Source organism: Bacillus sp. FSL K6-0073 (assembly GCF_038006085.1).
Lineage (GTDB): Bacteria > Bacillota > Bacilli > Bacillales > Bacillaceae_G > Bacillus_A > Bacillus_A cereus.
The window spans coordinates 389,427-408,959 of record NZ_JBBOUN010000002.1 but is presented as its reverse complement, the minus strand read 5'-3'; the positions used below and the strand labels follow the sequence as shown (position 1 = coordinate 408,959).

The window sequence follows — 19,533 nt, the reverse complement described above, 5'->3', positions numbered from 1 at the left end:
TGTTAGCGCTTTAATAGTTAAACTTAACTAAATGAAATAAAATTTTTAATCCTTTTAATTACTATTAACTATATCAGGAAAGAGGAAAAACATATGAATATAGAGCTACTTGATACACACCACGTGAAAGATGCAGCACATTTACTTGCACATTCTTTTGTGAATAATGAACCTCTTGTAAGCAATTTACAAATTCCTTTTGCTTCTTTTCACAAAATGTGCGAAGAAATGATGAAACAAGCTGTATCTCAAGGCATGTCATTTGTAGCAATAGAAAATTTTCAAATTGTTGGAGTTCTTTTAACAAAAAAAGTAACCCAGCCACTAATAGATACAGAGAAAGCGATTGAACTATGCCCGCAAATGGAACCTATTTTTCAACTTTTAGATACATTAGAGACAGAATCTATTGAGTTTTCTCATTTAGATAAAGAAAAATTGGTCTATCTAGATATGGGCGCTTGTCATCCAGATTGGATGGGAAGTGGTATAGTCACTACCCTTCTTTCACATGCCATTCAAGAAATAAGTAAAAGAGATTATGATTTTATTGCTGCTTGTACAAATAAAATTTCTCAAAAAATCCTAAAAAAACTGTGTACGACCTATGAAATGAATGAAATAGTGTATAGTAATTTTCTTTATAAGGAAGCATACCCATTTGTTAATACAACAACTTCCTTAACAGCTCAATTACTATATATACCTCAATCTCAATTTGTCATTAAAGCTATATAAATTTGTGAAGAAAACTAGCTGTACTTTTGTGCAGCTGCTTTTTTATATAGAGTAAATAAGTAGTAGATATTCAAGTTAACATAAGTGACACTTTTCACACTTTAACTTCTTCGAATTCAATAGCCACTTTCTCAGCATGTCTTATTTCTCTGCTTAACCTATCTAAAGATCTCCTTCTATTTATTTCAACATGTTTCATCATGCTTTAATTTCATATGCTCCGTTTTTTCATCTATACAATTAACTTAGACACTTCTCCCTATTTAATGACTAATCTTTTACTTTTTAAGTAATGATTGATACACATCTTCCCACCCTTAAGTACTTGAAAATTCCCACCTAATAACCCCTTAACAATCCCTGTAATTCTTACAATTCTCTTTCATTTTATTTATCTATTCATTCATCCCCCATATCCTTTATCTACCTAATCTTCCCCAAAGAATCCAATGTAAAATTCATGATAAAAGAAAACAACCGTATCATATGTAGATTATTTAAGGAAAAAGAGTGAGAATTACTGGATTCCCCTTTCTTTTGATCTTTTTTAGAAGCTCTTTAAAGTCTAATTCTATTACATTCCTGCTTGGTAACATGTCTACTAAACATTAACAATTTGTATAGCTACATAAAGACTCTACTAATTCATTAAAGGAATCTCCTTCCCCCTATCGAATTATTGTAGAGGAAAGGAGAGGAATACATGGAAATTCTAGGATTAGATCCTCGCGCATTAGCGACCTTAGGTGCACTTGAATACACCAATCGTCGCAATAAATTAATTGAAGACTCGGAGAATAACATATACGAGTGTAAAGAAATAAAAGAAATACTTCAATCACTCCCTAAAGAGAAGCAGATTGAGGTTCTTGAGAATCAAGCTCACTTTGAAGCTGTGGCAAAGATGATTGAACAAAACAATTTAATTCTTTTAGAACAGATGAAAGCTCTACAGCTAATTCAGAAATAACAAACTTATGATTGATTAACTCTACATATGCTTCCATAAATAATGTATCTTTATTTATACCTTCAGCCTCTGTTTTTACAGGGGCTTTTGTTATGCGCTGATTCATATTTTGAATTTGAATGGTTTCTTTCACGTGTATGAATAGATCCTCTAACAAACCTGGTGTAGACTCTAATTCCTGTTTTTCAATTTCCTCTGTAACAGCACTTATAAATTCCCATAGTACTTTTGCACCTAATAGTTCTGCTAATCGTTTTTCACGCATTTCAAATGTTTTCATATTCATATTGAACACTTCCTTTATCTAATATTTTCTTAAAAATAATTAATATATTATTTCGTTTTAGGGAAACAATATAGAGATGAAATCCCCCTTATTAATTACACGTATTGTGACATTACTCTTCAAAAAAAAGAGTCCAATCAAAATTTAGTACCTTAGCTATATTCTTTGCGACAGGAACACTTGGATTTCTTTCACCATTTTCAATCATTGCATACATACTTCTAGATATTCTTGCCTTACATGCAATATAATCTTGTGTTTTCTCTTTATTTTTACGTTTTTCCAATAACCAAAACCTCATTATTCCCCCTCTTTCATTGTCACAAAATGTGTAACTAATGATTATATTACATAATAATAAGTTTAAAATCAATATTTTTTACACATTTCGTGTACTTTATTAAATGTTACATATTGTGACGTTATAATTGATTTAGAAAACACCTAAAAGGAGGTAGCATATGTTTGGCACTAGACTACACACTCTTCGAAAAGAACGCAAACTGCGTCAAGAAGACATGGCAAAACAACTAGGGATTGCTCGAACTACATATGCAATGTATGAACAAGGAAATCGAGAACCTGATTATAATACATTGATAAAATTAGCGACTTTCTTTGAAGTATCAATTGATTACCTCCTCGGTACAACTGAAATGAGACAAGTTACAGACATACAAGATCCTGAGCTTTATCAATGGCTTGAAGATATAAAAAATGCGACTCCTCAAAAGCGAGAGGAATTAAAGAAGTTTTGGGAATTTATAATACAGAAAGAAGATTAATATATCAAAAAGACCGCCATCTTAACAAGGTAGCGGTCGCTGGTTCGAACCCAAACGAGATTATACCGTTCCCTCCTTGATATTCAAGAGGGGTTCATATGTATAACAATGGAACAGCTCTTTTAGGGAAGAAAATTCATTTGACTTAAGCTTCTTTTCGATATTTAGCTAATACTTGTTCTAAACGTTTACGTTCACCTTAGGCGCATTCTTTTCTAAGGCTATTTCCATTGCTTTGAGAACAAGTTGTGTATTCAAATCTTCAATCCCCGCATTATTCCCTCCAGCTACAAATGGTTTACTAACTCCAAAGTTTGCTCGTTGAATGCTATTGGATTTTCTACTACTACTTTTTTATCACATAAGCAGCTTGCTGCTTCTTTTTCCTTCATATCAAAAGCCTTTAAGCTAATTTTGCTCGCTTTAGGTTAGAGCTATCTTGTTAGTTTATTAGGCATACATTCTTTTTTCTTATCCTATATTTCTGACCTTTTAATCTGTCCATTTCCACGAATCACATATTATGATTACATTTATAAATCACCCTTACAAATAAAAAAATAGGAAGATCCATGCGAATAAACGCTTTAGAATCTTCCTATTCCTTCATACACACCCTTAAAAATAGTTGGCTTATTGCTTTGTATTAGATAATCCTCTTTTTCAATAAACTTACATAAATATTATCTCCAATGATGACGTGATCTAGAAGAGGAATACCAATAATAATTCCACATTCTTTTAATCGCTTAGTTACTTGGACATCTTCATGGGATTCCACACTATGGCCTGAAGGGGAGTTGTGAAAACATATAATAGAAGATGCATTGTTTAATATTGCCGTGCGGAAAGTTTCCCTCGGATGGACCAACGATGAGTCAACTGTACCCTCGAACACAATGCTACATCCTATAATTTCATTCTTTGTATTTAAGTTAAAGACACCAAAAATTTCATTTGGCCTTGATTCTATATTAAATATAATCTGTGCAAAGCGTACAGCATCCGCTGGACAAGTGATTTTCTTTTTCTCAATATCATAAATACGATTACTATCTTTTACGAGCTTTACAGATTGCACCATAATTTTTTTACCCATGTCCTTCTCCTTTCGAAATAAAAAAGACGAGCCTACTCCTCTCATCTTTTTCCACCTTCTTTTATATTTTGAAATTCAAAATTCTTACTTCCTTACTACATTTCTTAAAAAGTTAAGACATCCTATCACTTCCTTGTTAGTTCAATACTTGTCCTATTCCTACAACGCAAAAAACCTCCCAGGAATACATTCGTAATACAAATAAGCGTATATGCGTTATACACTTCTTTGTAATGAATCGTAAACCCGAAAGGTTTGTGGTCATTATGGAATAAGTAAAAAAGGAAAAATTTTCTTTATATTAGTTTATAATATATCTAATATTCTTTCAATTCTATCTTTCATAAAAATACGTTTATTTAACTTAGGTAATTTAATTTATTTACCTTTAATATACATTAATTACATTTTTTACATCAATCGTTTTTTGTGTTAGTCCTAATATGGCAAAATAATTCACATGAAGACAATAAATCTTATTAATAACTAACTTAGTAGTATAAATATTCCTGCACCACCAAATTGTTTTTTATATCCCTTACTCTCCAATTTTAGTGACTTTAGCTTTTGAATAGTACACTTACTTACCAAATAACTCCAATATACTATGCAAATTATCATTGTCTATGGAATCATTTGATGTTAATAATCCAATAATCCTTTTATCGAACTCATTATTTCTACCCATGACTTCCTTAGCGATAGTATTTGCTTCCATTTCAATTTCTCTTTCTTCATAAGGGATACTCTTCATCTCTTCCATTTTTTCCTCGGTTAATTTTCCATTTTTAAATTGTTGCACATGAACCAATTCATGCACCAATGCAAATTTAACACTTAATTCAATTACTCTTTCAAAATATATATCTGGCACTTTTGAGAACTTAGAATTAATAGATTGCATTAACCCTTCTACCACTAAGATAAGTTCCTTTATGTTCTCCCACCGTTCAAATATTACTCTAGCATTTATTGATGTACCAACATAACCATCTCCCGCATTAACTCGGTCTATATGTAAAAGATCATATTCTATATCCTCAATATCAAACTCTCTTCTTATTGATGCATGAAATGCTTTAAAATCTTCACTTTCAATTAAACTGCAAATTTGGTCTTTAGTAACTTCCGATAGAAAAATTGCCATTTAATACCACAACTCCTATGTAATATTACTTTACTCACAAAGAATAGAATTCAACTATATTTAATTCTACCTAAATATTTTCAACATCCTCCTTATTAATAACGAAAACTTTACTTTCCTCTTCGTTACATTTTTATCCTGGGTTTTAAATGTGCGTTTTCCTTCAAGTACATCTTTTCTAAATTTTATCTCATTACTCCCTGCTACACTCTCATTTTTTTGCGAATTACTATCTCCTTTTCTTTGAGATGATATATTTCCAATAGTAATAATTTCCATTGAGATTGTTATTAAATACTCATTAAAGAAAAATCCATTTGTAGAATAATTACTTACTCCTGCAGTACCACTTAGTATGCGATAAGCTATTTCTTTTATTGTAAATTCTTTTTATATCAATACTTTGGTCTTCTACTCTAAAAAAACTAATAAAAAGATTATCTGTATTAGCGTAATTTTCAAATTAGCTCTATTAAACAGCTCATATCCCTCAATGCTCCAATTAAAAACACTTAAACTACTATTAAAGGTTCCCTAACATTGTAAAGTCAACCGTTTGAGTGTTATTTATTTTAACCTAATTTATTAAAGTCTCCCAAACTCTTTAATTGTATATTTTTCTAATTTCTTATTATTAATTACTGCACCTAATTTCAATTCGTAATCAGGATATATATATGCACACCTTGCTAATACTTCTGCTTCAACCTCATATTTCGGTACCCTTTCAACTGTAAATTCATGTGTATATGAATCATAAACATACTCATATTCATATTTTTCTCTTTCTTTTTCTATTTCTTCTTCAATCTCAACTTCAACCTCAATTTCTCCTGATAGTATTAACTCTAAATAAAGGCTGCCATCACTTTTTTCATATACAAAAAAGTCCTCAATATCTAAAAAGGCTCCACAAACATTAATGTAACCCGTACAGTTATCAAATCTATTTTCAGCGTATCTCATTAGCGAGTCTTCTTCATTTTCATTTAATATATGTAGAAAATTATCATTTACTTCGTCAATGTTAATTTGGTCTTTTATCCACGTTTCATCTACAAATTTAATTTTGGTAGCATGCCTTTGAATAAATTGCCCTAATGAGTTGTAATATTGCACATCTAGGTCTAAATCGTTTACTTCCCTCTCTAAATCTGGATGGAGTACCTCTTTATTGTTATCAGCTGCAAATTCTTTCGTATTATGCGAAATTAAAACTAATTGTTCATCTGAATTTTCTTTAGCAATATCTAGAACAGTAAGCCAAAGTAATGTATCTCTGAACTCTTCTCCTTTAGGGGAGCATGGTTTTATTCTATGAATTGCTCTGTTTACTACTTCAGGAAGATATTCTTGTTTATACTTAACAATACCCTCATCTTTTAAGCTTAATCTATCTTTTATGTAGTCCATGTAATCCGCCGTTTTTTTATCCACATTTATTTCTGTATTATTTTCAACCGGATCCATTAACAATACGTTTAATTTTAAAACACCATTTTTGTAATCCTCATATCGTTGTTCTAAATCTTTCTTAAATAAATTTTGTATTTCTTCCCAAACGATTTGAGGTATTATCAATTTAGATTGAGTTTTAATAAGATAATCAATTAAATTATTAAAATCAATAGAAGTAAGCATAAAGTTCTTTTTAATTACGTTGGCATCTAACACTACTAGCATTTTATCACCTCATTATTAATTACATTCACTTTTTCAAATCCTCGTTATCCAGCTAGCTAATCAACATATTTAATAGCTTATTTGAAAAGGGATAACGATTGATACATAGCTCATGTACTTCATGGATGTTCCGTATTTAATTTGGAATAACCTTCAATACAATCCCCATTACAAATCACTCCTTGGAATTCATGTACGTGAAAATCATACCATAATTGTACAAAAAATGAAGTATACTTTTATGGTATAATCCCTTTATAGTAGACAAGAAATAGAGAACATATTAATTTATTATAATTGGATTTTTCTATGGGCAAAATTAGAGTCACTTACGATGTAGAATTTAAGAAAAAAGCTGTAGCTTAAACACAAAATTCTCTCACGTGTTTAAGGATATATGGTCACATTCAAGATTTACTGTTCGCCATTCTTTTTTTATTCCCATAAAATTACTCATAACGCACTCATATAGATACATTCGATGCTCTTCTACATCAAGATCTTTCAACGTTGCAAGAAGGTATCATTCCGCTATCGCCTTTTCAAGTGTTTTGAAGAGCCAACAAAAAATACTTAATGAAAGAATTAAATAATGACATCAGAAGAAATTTTGACCGAGGAAAATATTGAATATAATTAAGTAATTCTTTATTTCTATGATACTGTTCTTCCCGATTAATAATAAACATCATTTTATCAATTTGTTTATACGAAGAATAATCTATCTTGATGATATCATTCTTAAAAATAAGGATAATTACTAAAAAAACATCATATTTACTTACTAATTGCTCCGATTAATTTTCATTATAAAAAAGAGCTTAGCTAAGTAGCCAAACACTTCTAGATGCATTAATTAGAGAATTTTCTTTCCTAATTTTTATTATGTATAAAATAATTCGTGTATTTTAAATATTTATTATCTGTCTCTTTATGTTTCTGAATGATTCTTTTCCTTCTTACTTTCTAATGTTACAATTTGTGATTCTTAATACTCCTGATTAGAAACATAGTGCCATTATCCCTGCTGTATTAACAATACCTGCCTTGCTAAACCTTCTATACACTCTCCTTAAAAATTAAGAAGAAAATCCAACAAAAAAATAGATACTTTTTACTCATCAAAACTTTTTTTCTTCATATTTATGCAATTGATTAATAATAATCTCAATAAATTCAGGTATGATTGAATCCCAAACATTAATGAAAAGAAAATGTATTTCCCATATTAATTTATTTAATCTAATACTATCAACCTCTCCTTCTCTTCGCTTTAGATGCTCAATATTATTGATTTTTGATTGGTTTGATGGAATATAAAGAAACCAATTATTACTACTAAGAACTTCTTCAAAACCTCTATCTATAGTTTTAAATAATTTTATAACTTGTTGGTATATTTCCATATCTATTTGTGAGGCTAAGTCTATAAATTCATATTTTTTTTCAAGTACCCAGGTACGTAATGTTATTAAATTTAATTGTACATGCTCTAAATCGACTAGTGCTTCACTGGATATTTGAATATCTTTTAAAAACACTTCATTTGAATTGGGTGCCAGTTGATTTATATTTTTCCATTCATTTACCTGTGTTAATCCTAAAGGTAAATCTATATTCCCTATAAAATTCTCATGAAACTCCTCCTGAAATCTTACCGAAATCTTTTCCAACTTATGAATAAAGGAAATTTTTTGCAAAACATCTTTTTTGGTTAAATTTTCATTATTGAATTTTTCCGCCTTTAATTTTACATCCATTATAACTAAACTCTCTTTTAGACAATTTTTTAATAATTTAATAACGGCCTTGTATATTAAACTATTTATAGAATCTGGTTTTGCTATCGAAGTATGATCAGCATCAAAAAAAGAACCCAATGTTTTTTTAGTTTCAATTCCAATCGCACTATTTTCATTTACCACCATATCATGCTTACCATAAAAATATTCAACTCTGGGCAAATGCTCCCTATAACGAACCCATTTCTTAGTTGTCTTATCTACTAACGAACTTAAAGGAGCTAAATCTTTAAGCTGTCTGTTTGCTCCAAATAAAATCTTTCCTGCTCCTGCTAGACCTGTACCTTGGTGTGGTACTGCTAATGAGATTAAAAGATCTACTTTATTAATCTTTTCATCTTCTAGAATTTTTAAAATATATGTTTTTGCAACTAAACCTCCCATACTATGTGCAATAAAAACAATCCTTTGATAAGAGCCACATTCAATTTCTATTACTGTGTGCAATAGATCTGATATACTTTCTATATCTAAATTCTTCCTAGTTATCGAACTTTCCGAACATAATATTTTGTCAAGTATATTCTTTAACCATTCCATACTATACGGTCGAATAAATTTACTATAATATGAAAAACAGGCAATATCATAATGCTGTTTCACGTAATCATCCTGTAATAATAATTCCGGGAAAAAAGACTTTTCATTATATCTCCAAGTCTCTATTCCTCCTTGAAATCCATGTATAAAAATGACTAGATTTTCTTGATTTGAACGTTTTATAAATTGAATATTATTCATTTAATCCCTTTCCTTTTTACAATAATACTTTTACTAACTTTCATTTTACTGCCTTAATTCTTTTATAATCTAGATAAATATTTAATAAACAAATCGACTTTAAGGAAATAATAGTATCATGACTGGCACATAGAAATGACTTTTTTAGCAATAAAAGTTTATTAATAAATATAGTTTTACTACCCGTTTATTTCCCTTAATTAAATAGAATAAACGCAGCATATTGTCCATTTAATTATGGTTAATTAAAAAGTCATCTCCACAAACTGAATTATAAAATAACTTTAAAATAATCCTTCTAACGTTTCTTTAAAATTAATATTTTTGCTATAAAGGTTATTTAAAATAATATATATATGTGAAATTTGGAAGAAGTTTAACCCATAATTAGTTCATAATTTTCCCTTTGTAGACATTCTTGATATTTTATCAATGTTTATTGCCGCTGCTTCAATTCAATCATCTTTTGGCCTGTATCTAATTCTAGTTCATTGTAACCGGTATCAATGGGCAGTTTTACTATACTTAATAAAAACTAAAACTGCTACTTAAGTACTCCAACGTTTGTATTCTGCCTTCCATTCAAAGCTTCCTTAATTCAGCCTTTGTACTCTGAATTTTTCTTACGATTTATAATCAAGTCATCCAATAAAACCACAAAATCTCCATACTTTTATATTAACGTGAAATAATTTCTGTGAATAGCATTAAGATTTAGCTAAATAATTTTCATCGTTTTTTCTAAAGGATTTCTATAGATATATCTTCCTAGATAAAACAGGGAAATACCTGATTTAAGTGTGTAATATTCAACTATATTGAAGTGAAATATCCTATTAAAAATTCACGAAAGTCTTTTATTAACTTACAACCAAATACTCAGTATGGGATTTAAACATTTTCCTACGGCTATTGAAATCCTTTGGACAAATAATTCGTAATTTACAAAAAAAGCAAAATTAGGATGTATGAAAGTAACGAACATCAACCTGATTACACTAAATTTCGCTGTATTGCTGATTACTTTGAGGTAGCAATCGATTTTCTCCTAAGGCGAATATCAAGAATAAAAAAAGAAAAAACCATACTATACTCATTAATTTAGAACTTGATTAATTGTTTAATAATATTAAGCGCGAAAACGGAAATGATCCGAAACTTTCAAACACTTCAAACACTGAAATTAAAACACTTAATTTAAATAAACTTCCACCTTATCATATTGGAAGTTTACTTTTAAGGCTTATTTCTAAAGCATAGTCCAGAGTACAGTATATTAAATTCCCAAATATAACTACCGTATTTTATTGCGACATTGGATTTTTTAACATTATTAATATTTCGCTCAAATAATTAAGTTTTATTTCCATCAAAAGACTAAGTATACCTTTTTTTAAGATTGATAAGATATCTACCAAAAAGACAATTGCCCATTTTGAAAGCAACTGTCTTTTTTTAATGAAAGCATTAATTATTGTACAATTCCTAAATACTTAATTTATTATTATTTATCCTGATTCAAATCTAGAACGCTTTTTAATAATACATCTATATCTAAATTAGGTTGTCCCTGTCTTGCAAAATAATTTGAAAATCTAGCACTTATATCTTTTGAAAATTTCCCTGAAACTGAAGCAAATCTAGTCATTTCAGCTAACTCCTCTTTTGTTTTGGAATGTACTTTCTGAAAGTTTATCAATCCACCTGAAAACTCTTGATAACTCGGTAAAAAATGATATTTAGCACTATGATTATTAGTTAAAAAAGCGAGCACTTGTTTCTTAGCTTTTTCAACTTTGTCTTTTCCTTTATTTTTTTCTTTATAAAAATTTTGTTGACGTTCTGTAAAAGCTTTTATTTCTGCTAGTAACTCTATTTCAACTAAAGTTACTTTTTCATACTTTTCTTGTGCCATATCACATGATGGCGACAAAATTATATAGTAATTGTTATTGCTATCAAATAAAACATCACCAAAGAAGGGATTGTTTTTTATCGGTGGTTTGATAAACACTTCAAATGGATGATAATCTAAAAAACCATCACCATTTTCCGCAATTTCTAGATGTTCTTGCAATAACGTTAAACAATACCTAACTAAAGATACCTCATGCCTATTATTATCTAATAAATCCTTATCCCAAAAACTAATATTCTTTGAAAGCCTTTCCCAAAAAATTTTATTTAAATATTTTTCAACTTTCCCTTTTGTTCCAATAGTTGAAGTAATTCCTTTTTTGTAAAATTTAACAATTTCAGCAACAATATCATCCAATTTATCAGTTTTTTTGAAAACCTTAACAAAATAATGTTCAGCATTTATACTTTCAACTTTTTCAGGAAATCCTGAACGAACAAAAATTGGAAATCTTAATTTATCAATAATAATATCAATTAAATCCACGCCCTCATCCTTATCTGTAGTAGAACTTAGCTTTAAATCAATAATTGCTGCATCAAAATTCTCTTTTAAAAGCGTTAGTACTGCGTCATTATATGTTTTAACTATTCTTAAATCTATTTTAATATTTTCAGCCTCTCCCTCTTTTCTATTAAAATCTCTAACTGCATCTTGAATTTGTTCAATCTGTCCATCATCATCTTCAATAATTAATAGATTTATATTATTAGTAGTATATTCACTCTCAATAGTACCTAATTGTTGATTACTTATTGCATCATTCAATTGCTTTCCCTCCAAGTTCAATTCTTAAATGTGCACCATTTGTAGAATAAAGTGCTTTTAATTTCCCTTCATTTCTTCTTATAGATTCTCCTGAAATTGCTAAACCCAGACCTGTTCCAGACTCTTTGGCACTAAATCCTGGTGTGAAAATTATGTTATTCTCAATATGTTCTTTTTTTATTCCAGGGCCATTATCAATAATATCAATTATCAGATTATTATCGCTATATTCTGCAAGAACTTTTATATATCTGTTAACATTTTTAGTATCTCGCTTCAGCCAATATATGCTATTTTCAAAAAGATTCGCAAAAACTCTCCTATAATCTTGCTCAAATCCATTCCAAACAATTTTGTTATCTTCGAATTCTTTAATAATTTTAATGTTATAGTCATTTAAGGAGCCTTTAAAAATCCCTTCCATATAATCAATGATTTCAGAAAGGTTTATTTTTTTTACTGTTTCCTTTTTCGCCGTTGTTAGTGGATCTAATTTATCGAAAAGCTCTATTAAAGCTTGCGTTTCTTTATCTGCTCTTTCAAGTCTGTTAATAGAGTCATCTAATAGTTCATTCGTTTTTTCTAACCTATATTCTTTTAACCACTCCACTACCCGTGGAACTGAATTCGAAAACCAACTAGTATGCTTTCTGCCTTCATGAAGTATGGTCGTTGTAATATTCCCTAAAGTTGCTTGCCCTTGATATAAAGCTATTATTTGTTTAATTTCTTCATATTCTTTTGCTTTTTCCTTTTTTATAGCATTAATGCTTTTATTAAATACTTTAAAAAATTCTTCTTCAACTTCCTTTTTATTTTTCCCCTGTGCAACTTCATCAAATTTACTCTCTATTGTTTTAGTAACTGTATGCTGAAATTCTGTAAAATCAAATAGAGATTCCATTTTTTGGTATATCGTCTTTTGTTTTGAATGATCTGTAGATCTTCTAAAAGCAAATCTTTTGTTTTCTAATATTTTCAAAACTTCAATACTTTGAGTTTTAAGCCCCTCAAAGTATAAATTTTCTTTTAAACCATCACGCGCACTCTTTTCTTCAAGTTTAGAAAATTCTTCTGGTTGGATAGAAATATAACCGATGATTTGATCTACACCTATTCTTAATGATGGGTTTTGTACTCTTCGTCCATCTAGATTTAGCCAATCAAACCCCTTATCACCATGTGGTCTAATTCTAAACCCTCCACGGTATATCCCAACACCGGCCATTTCTTTTACTTCTTTTGCAACTTCTCTTTGGGTAAAGCTTAAATCTACCGTCTTGATTAATTTTTGCTGTAATGAACTTAAATTCGCAGTATCAAGGTCAAATACCCTAAAGTCAATATCTATTTCTCCACAATAGTTTCCACCTTCATATCCTAAATCTATATAAAATGGATCTATTTCTTCTTCTTGCATAACCTCTAGCGAATTATTTTCATAATTTAGATACGCCATTCCTTGATTATCAATTTTTCCATATAGTCTATAATTATACATATCTATTATGGGTAACGGCTCTATAATAGTACTATAATTGTTAAATTCTGTAGAATTTTCTATGAAATCTATAACCTTCATTTCTATTTTAAAAGTATCCCTTGCTAAATCTTCTTGGAAAGGGGATAATAATTTCCTGAGTTCTTTTACCAACTTCTTTAATTCTTTTTCATTCCATAAATTAAAATATTCAGTATCACCAATAATTTTAATAACAGTACCATTAGGTTCATCTACGGGAATAGACTCTACTTCAACTCTAACATCTTCTAAGTATTCTAATTCTTCAAAGTCATCCCAATTTACATACACAATGGTTTTATCATTATTATGTATCGTCTCCATTTGCAAATAATTACCTAATATTGCAGCAGCATATCTACCAATACCTTTTCTTCCTTGGAGCAACCTACTTTTATGCTTACTCTTACGATTTAATTTATTTGGTGTAGCAGGAACCAGCCAGGCCTTAGTTATTGTATCTAAATCCATGCCATGTCCATCATCTCTAATTGTTATAGATATTCTAGGTTCTTCCCCTTCTAGATATTTTGAAAAGATAATTTCAACATTTTCTGCATCAGCGTCATACGAATTTTTTACTAATTCTACAATTGAGGCAGGAATATCTTTTATCAAATCTTTTCCAATAGTAGTAATCATTCTAGCGGCTGGTTTTAGCGGTAGTAGTTGCATTTTAACACCCTCGCTTTCATATAATTATGTTTTTATAATATCAAATTATTACAGAAATACACATTATTTTTGATTATTTAACACGATTTCCATTAATTTCTTAAAAATACTCAAATAAAAGAAGCCAACTTATAGGGCTTCTTTTATTTTTTCAGCTATGCATGCCGCCATTAAAGGTGGAACCGCATTTCCTATTTGTCTAAAAGCTGCGGTTCGTGAATTTTCAAAGTAGTAATTATCAGGGAATGATTGAATTCTCGCGGCTTCTCTTACACTTAACGAACGATTTTGTTTAATATCTGGATGTATATAATAATGTCCATCTTTCGATATATGAGCAACTATTGTATTTGAAATACTATCATATGGAATAACATTAAAACGGTCTAAAAATGAACTAGTATTACTATGACTTCTTAACTTTTCGGGTAACTCATTATATTTAAGTTTAACCTTTTTATCATTCCACGCTTCAACACATAATCTATAAATATGTAAGTCTTGCTCATTATTTGGACGTGCAATGTGCTGGGTCAATACATTCCATTCACTATCCCTTATTTGTTTTCTATCTAGGTACTTCCCATCAACAGAACATACATAAGTGTTACCTGGTACTAACTTTTCTCCAGCTTGTATTTTTGGTAAATCCATAAATAATTCTTTGATGGTTGCATTCTCATCCACTCCCTCAAATTCTGGATACTCATAGTTTAATCCTGTTTTCCAGCCAATTAGTATCACACGAGCTCTTGATTGTATAACTCCAAAATCTTTAGCGTTCAATATTCTATAATCAATTTGATATCCAGCTTCATTCATCTCAGTTTGAATCGCTTTAAATATTTCTCCCTGACCAGCTGATAATATCCCTTTAACATTTTCAAAAACAAAATGATCTGGTTGATACCTCATTAAAAATTTTATATATTGTTTATATAAATAATTACGTGGATCATTCTTCATTTTATTTGGATCCCTAGAACGACCCGCTACTGAATATGCTTGACAGGGTGGGCCACCTATAATTACCCTTACTTTTTCACCCTCAATTAATGTGTCCACCTTGCTAAAAACACCCTCTATAGTTTTATCAGATATTTCCGCATTAACTACTTTATCTATAATTTTTTGAGGTATTTGAGAATATAATTCATCACGTGATAGCTTACCTAATAAATAATCTTTATACAAATCTAACTTATTTTTCTCTTTTAAATAATAATATACTTCTCTTGTTCTCAAAGTAAAAGAAGCACTCTCGTCCATTTCCACATGAGCAACAACATCATACCCAGCTTGTCTAAATCCTTCCGATAAGCCTCCTGCTCCAGCAAATAGATCTATTACCTTCATACTTCTTCCTCCTTTACGCTCGCTCTTTGTAGTATACCAGGTAAATTTATCACCGAAAAGAGAAATTTGTTATAATTATATAAACAGAATTAATGATTTATCCTGCTACTAATATAAAGAATAATGCATAGTTTACTATTGACATATCCCAACTAAAGAATCTCTCTCTTATATCTAAAACTTTATCAACCTGTAAATATCCAAAAATAGCATGAATATCGGGGGCATTCTTACAACATTTCTATATATCGTTTATTTTTCTTACTTCTTTAAACCAGCCAAAGAAGAGAAAAATATCCCCTTTTCCAACATTTCGATTATGTAAGATACCTTGAGAATTCCCACTTTATCCAAATGATCCATGCCTATTTTCTGGTCGTACCTTCAATATAGATTTTTGTAAATCTGGATCTAAATGTGCCGCTGAGTACAAATTTATACCCAAATCTTTCATCACCTTCAAGTAGCTTTCTGTTGGGGAATTAATTAGATTTTTGTAAAAATTACCGGAATCAGCTCTTAGAATAGGAAATGACACAAATTTATCATTCAAAATAGGACTTACTTTTTCACCAGTGGTTCCATCAGCTAAGAATCACCTTTCTTCCCATCTTTTCTTTAACTTCTCTTATAAAATACTAAACTTAATAGCCGCTTAACTAATTAAATAAACTAATCTTTATTATAAAATTGGCGTATCATGTAACTCTTTTAGTATAGATTTTAAAGTTGCTATGCCATTTTCTTTTAATATTACACCAGTAACTTTTGTATTACTCTTATCATTAGCATTAATTTAGTCGAATGCACCTCAAAACCATATTTTTGAATTACACGAGTAACAAACTATGAAAAAATTTAAAAGAAGACATCCAACTAATTTAGATGTCTTCTTTTATTTAGTTTCTCGATATCTTAAGCTAACGTTGGCTCTCTTGTTCTACCTCCCTAACTTTATTAGAATTTTTGTTAGCCTCATTCTATTCTTCTACTGCTTTGTCACCTTCTTTCAAAAATTGGCCTTGGAGACGAATTCGACCTCCGCATGGTTTTACGCTTTCTAAGAATTCTGACCAGCTTCTATATGCCTCATAAAAAGATGAATTTTATTGTCTATGTTTAACAATGATTTCTTTTAACTCTTCTATTCTTAATACTTCATCTTTTCTTCTATGTACCATTCGATGACAGTTAGCACATAATGGAACTAAATCAGTTTCGGGATTTATCTCAACTGCTTTCTCTAATGTGCTTAAAGGTTTAATATGATGAACCTCAATAAAATCTTTACCACGCTCACCATAGACTTCTTCAAAACTAAATCCACAAGCATAACATTTCGCTCCATGCTTTTTAATCGCTAATATTCTATTCTTAGGATCTCTTTCGTAACGTTTTCCATAGTAATATTTCACATTACCTTCTATTCCATGACCATCTTCTATTTGTTCAGCTTCTAAGTCAGAATTAATTGTATTTATTAAACTACTATCATCTAAAAGTGATAGTAATCGTATTGGTTCTTCAAAGCCTTTTTCTTGCTCTGTTAATATACCTATTACTTCTTTTAATACTTTACCTTCAAAAACACCCTTATAATTCGCCTTAATCCCAAGAAAATGGAGAATACCCATTGATTGAAATCCTTTGCTACTGTTTTTATCCAACCCAAGAACTGCCTCATCAAGCTCTCTATGTGTTAAACCATTAACAATATGTTCAAAAATTACTTTTGCCTTTAATGAGTCTTCATAGTTATTAAATTCTCTAATTCTACCACTAGGTTTCAATTCTGGTAAATCTATATTTAAGACATCAACTTCATAACCAAATTCTCTTAATCTAGTTTTAGCAATTTCCTGCTCTTCTTCAGTAAACAAAGGTCTAAATTCTTTTTGTAATATTACTGCCTCAGTTGATAAGTCTAATCGCTTTAGTTCCCATAACTTTTCAAACCCAGTAGATGTTTTATGAATTAGTTTTTTTGCAACAGAGTATCCACCTTCAGTTGCTAGCATCTGATTAAAAACATGAGGAGTATATCCAATACTTTTAGCATCTTTTACTGCTTTTAATAACGCTTTATGTAATTCCTTTTGTAATTGGTTATGTTCTTCAGACATTAAAATCGATCCTTCCTTTAATTTGCATTATCCTCCTATGAACTTTATTTATCGGTTATAGGATTGTCCAGTTACAATTATACCTTTAATTCAAAGTACCTTTGTATAATAAATAGTGTGAATCATAAAATCCTGGTATACCTCTAGTAGAAAATGAAATAGAAGGAATACCATATGGCATATGTATATGGTTACACGTTTTAGTCATTTATAAACTGGTCTTTGTTTTATACTATGTATAATATTTATTGGAATATAAAGGGGATAAGAAGAATTAATGGAAAGATGAAAAACGTATGTCAAAGGATAAAGAAGAAATGTTAGGGCTAAAACTGGATAAAGTAATTGAAATATTAATTGTGGAAGCTTTATAATTTTGAAACATTAGGGTAATTCCTACTGTAATAGTCGTCCTAATTAGAAATTAAAAGGTAGGTTCATATTAATTATGTCTAATACGTACCTACCTTTTTACTATTAGGATTTTTAAATTTTAATTTTGATAAATTACTTCTTTAATCAATCTTGCTTTATTATTTATAACAACATATTAATATTTTAATGAATGAATTTTATTATTGCTTTATGTTATATAGACCCTAAAAAGCAACTTTCTATACCAAATAAACTTATAGTACATTATCCTACCTATATACGCACTACAAATAAAAGTTTGCAAGTAAATTAGGGGATCCAAACTCTATGGTGATATGCTCATCTAAACAACTTCCCACAAAATCAGTCTTAATTTTCATTAGCACCGCAATAGTATTTATTTATATTCTATTCGCAACAATCTATTAACTGCAAATTAAAATAAGCTTTTCTATAAAAAATAAAAATTACAGCACTATATACAGAAATGACTATAGAATAAAAAAACTATTTATAGTGCCTAATCTTAACAAACATATAGTTGCTAATCATTGAATTATAGCCCAAACAATTATGATATTAATCTAAAACTCCCATTTCATACAAAAATCTTGAGGGTGTTTTTGACCAACCATTATAATTTTCAGCAAAAGTTAATGTAAGTGTTTCATTAGTTCTTGTAATAGCTACAAAACAATTTTCATAATTTCTATTCATTTGTTTAAATAACCATTCACTTTTTTGTTTTAACTTCATTAATGGAGTAATATCTAGATTACATAATTTAAAATATGAAAAAATCTAATAAACACCATATTAAATACATCTGATATCACACGATACGCGTGCGCTAACTCTAAAAATCCCCTTCTTTGTTCACCCCTTTCTTTCTATCAATATCTTAATTTATGCCTAAGACAGACGCCCTTAATTTTCTCTTCTATCTCATCTCTAAAACGTTCCGTCCACTGTAACCAGCGATAAAATGTGGAACGTTGTAGTTCTAATATGTTACACAATTCTTTTACTGTTATTTTTTTAAAAAAATCTATCCATAAAGTAACCACGGTTTCTGGTTTCAGCCCCTTTCGATTTACAAATACTTTCCCCATACAAGTAATTTTGTTTTTAAATGTTTATTTTCTAACCGTAGTTGTTCCAATTCGCTTAGCTCTTTTGATTCTTTTACATAAGCATATTGTTTTCCTACAGGTTGTTGAAAACGATACGTTTGACCGGTACGATACTATTTCATCCATGCCTTAATTTAGGAAATTTTTCAATTCCGAGTCTCTCCATAATCTTACGATTTGAATAAACATCTTTTTTCATCTCTTTTACTTTCCACTTTATTTCTTCTGGATAATGAACTCTCGTTTTCAAACAAAAAAAAACACCTCCATTGAATTTGCATACTTAGTATGCAAATTCAGAAGGTGTTTTTTTATGTACCACTATTCGGGGTCACGACATCAAAACTGGATTTTCATTTATTAAATTTAATTATCTTATTAAAATCTCTAACCAAACCGCTTTGTAATTAAA

The 19,533-nt window shown here is 29.6% G+C and carries 12 protein-coding genes and 3 pseudogenes; 2 read left to right on the top strand and 13 right to left on the bottom strand.

Annotation, left to right across the window (positions count from 1 at the left end; translation table 11 throughout):
• Positions 1–93 precede the first annotated feature (93 nt).
• A complete protein-coding gene (locus tag MHB52_RS30030) occupies positions 94–738 on the top strand; it encodes a hypothetical protein (protein WP_061663540.1) in 645 nt (214 codons plus the stop codon).
• Between the two features lie 845 nt (positions 739–1,583).
• Here MHB52_RS30030 and MHB52_RS30025 read toward each other — a convergent pair.
• Together MHB52_RS30025 and MHB52_RS30020 are read right to left on the bottom strand one after the other, a co-directional pair.
• Positions 1,584–1,994 carry a hypothetical protein gene (locus MHB52_RS30025; RefSeq protein WP_061663539.1) on the bottom strand — a complete coding sequence of 137 codons (411 nt, stop codon included), beginning with the start codon at positions 1,992–1,994 and terminating at the stop codon, positions 1,584–1,586.
• Between the two features lie 112 nt (positions 1,995–2,106).
• A complete protein-coding gene (locus MHB52_RS30020) occupies positions 2,107–2,295 on the bottom strand; it encodes a helix-turn-helix transcriptional regulator (protein ID WP_061663538.1) in 189 nt (62 codons plus the stop codon).
• A 160-nt stretch (positions 2,296–2,455) separates the two neighbouring features.
• On the opposite strand from MHB52_RS30020, the gene MHB52_RS30015 reads away from it, so the two are divergent.
• A complete protein-coding gene (locus MHB52_RS30015) occupies positions 2,456–2,779 on the top strand; it encodes a helix-turn-helix domain-containing protein (RefSeq protein ID WP_061663537.1) in 324 nt (107 codons plus the stop codon).
• Positions 2,780–2,971: 192 nt separating this feature from the next.
• Here MHB52_RS30015 and MHB52_RS30010 read toward each other — a convergent pair.
• The 11 genes and pseudogenes from MHB52_RS30010 to MHB52_RS29960 form a co-directional block, all read right to left on the bottom strand.
• Positions 2,972–3,165 (bottom strand): annotated as a pseudogene (locus tag MHB52_RS30010) (DnaD domain-containing protein); the annotation flags it as partial.
• A 260-nt stretch (positions 3,166–3,425) separates the two neighbouring features.
• Positions 3,426–3,878: a JAB domain-containing protein gene (locus MHB52_RS30005; protein ID WP_061663558.1), complete on the bottom strand. Its 453-nt coding sequence runs from the start codon at positions 3,876–3,878 to the stop codon at positions 3,426–3,428.
• Between the two features lie 580 nt (positions 3,879–4,458).
• Positions 4,459–5,025: a hypothetical protein gene (locus tag MHB52_RS30000; RefSeq protein ID WP_061663536.1), complete on the bottom strand. Its 567-nt coding sequence runs from the start codon at positions 5,023–5,025 to the stop codon at positions 4,459–4,461.
• 585 nt (positions 5,026–5,610) lie between these two features.
• A complete protein-coding gene (locus MHB52_RS29995; RefSeq protein WP_061663534.1) occupies positions 5,611–6,708 on the bottom strand; it encodes a PIN domain-containing protein in 1,098 nt (365 codons plus the stop codon).
• Positions 6,709–7,829: 1,121 nt separating this feature from the next.
• On the bottom strand, positions 7,830–9,251 hold the full coding sequence (locus tag MHB52_RS29990; protein ID WP_061664709.1) for an esterase/lipase family protein: 1,422 nt from the start codon (positions 9,249–9,251) through the stop codon (positions 7,830–7,832).
• 1,504 nt (positions 9,252–10,755) lie between these two features.
• The gene (locus MHB52_RS29985) at positions 10,756–11,937 is read right to left on the bottom strand and encodes a hypothetical protein (protein ID WP_061664707.1); all 1,182 of its coding nucleotides are present in this window, start codon (positions 11,935–11,937) and stop codon (positions 10,756–10,758) included.
• The gene (locus MHB52_RS29980) at positions 11,930–14,134 is read right to left on the bottom strand and encodes a sensor histidine kinase (RefSeq protein WP_061664705.1); all 2,205 of its coding nucleotides are present in this window, start codon (positions 14,132–14,134) and stop codon (positions 11,930–11,932) included. The genes MHB52_RS29985 and MHB52_RS29980 overlap by 8 nt, the downstream gene beginning before the upstream one ends.
• Positions 14,135–14,263: 129 nt before the next feature.
• Positions 14,264–15,490: a DNA cytosine methyltransferase gene (locus MHB52_RS29975; RefSeq protein WP_061664704.1), complete on the bottom strand. Its 1,227-nt coding sequence runs from the start codon at positions 15,488–15,490 to the stop codon at positions 14,264–14,266.
• Between the two features lie 241 nt (positions 15,491–15,731).
• Positions 15,732–16,067: pseudogene (locus MHB52_RS29970) on the bottom strand (Nmad3 family putative nucleotide modification protein); the annotation flags it as partial.
• Positions 16,068–16,596: 529 nt separating this feature from the next.
• Positions 16,597–17,613 (bottom strand): HNH endonuclease, encoded by a 1,017-nt coding sequence (locus MHB52_RS29965; protein ID WP_061664702.1) that lies wholly within the window; start codon positions 17,611–17,613, stop codon positions 16,597–16,599.
• Positions 17,614–18,884: 1,271 nt separating this feature from the next.
• Positions 18,885–19,371: pseudogene (locus MHB52_RS29960) on the bottom strand (IS3-like element ISBt2 family transposase); the annotation flags it as partial.
• Positions 19,372–19,533 lie beyond the last annotated feature (162 nt).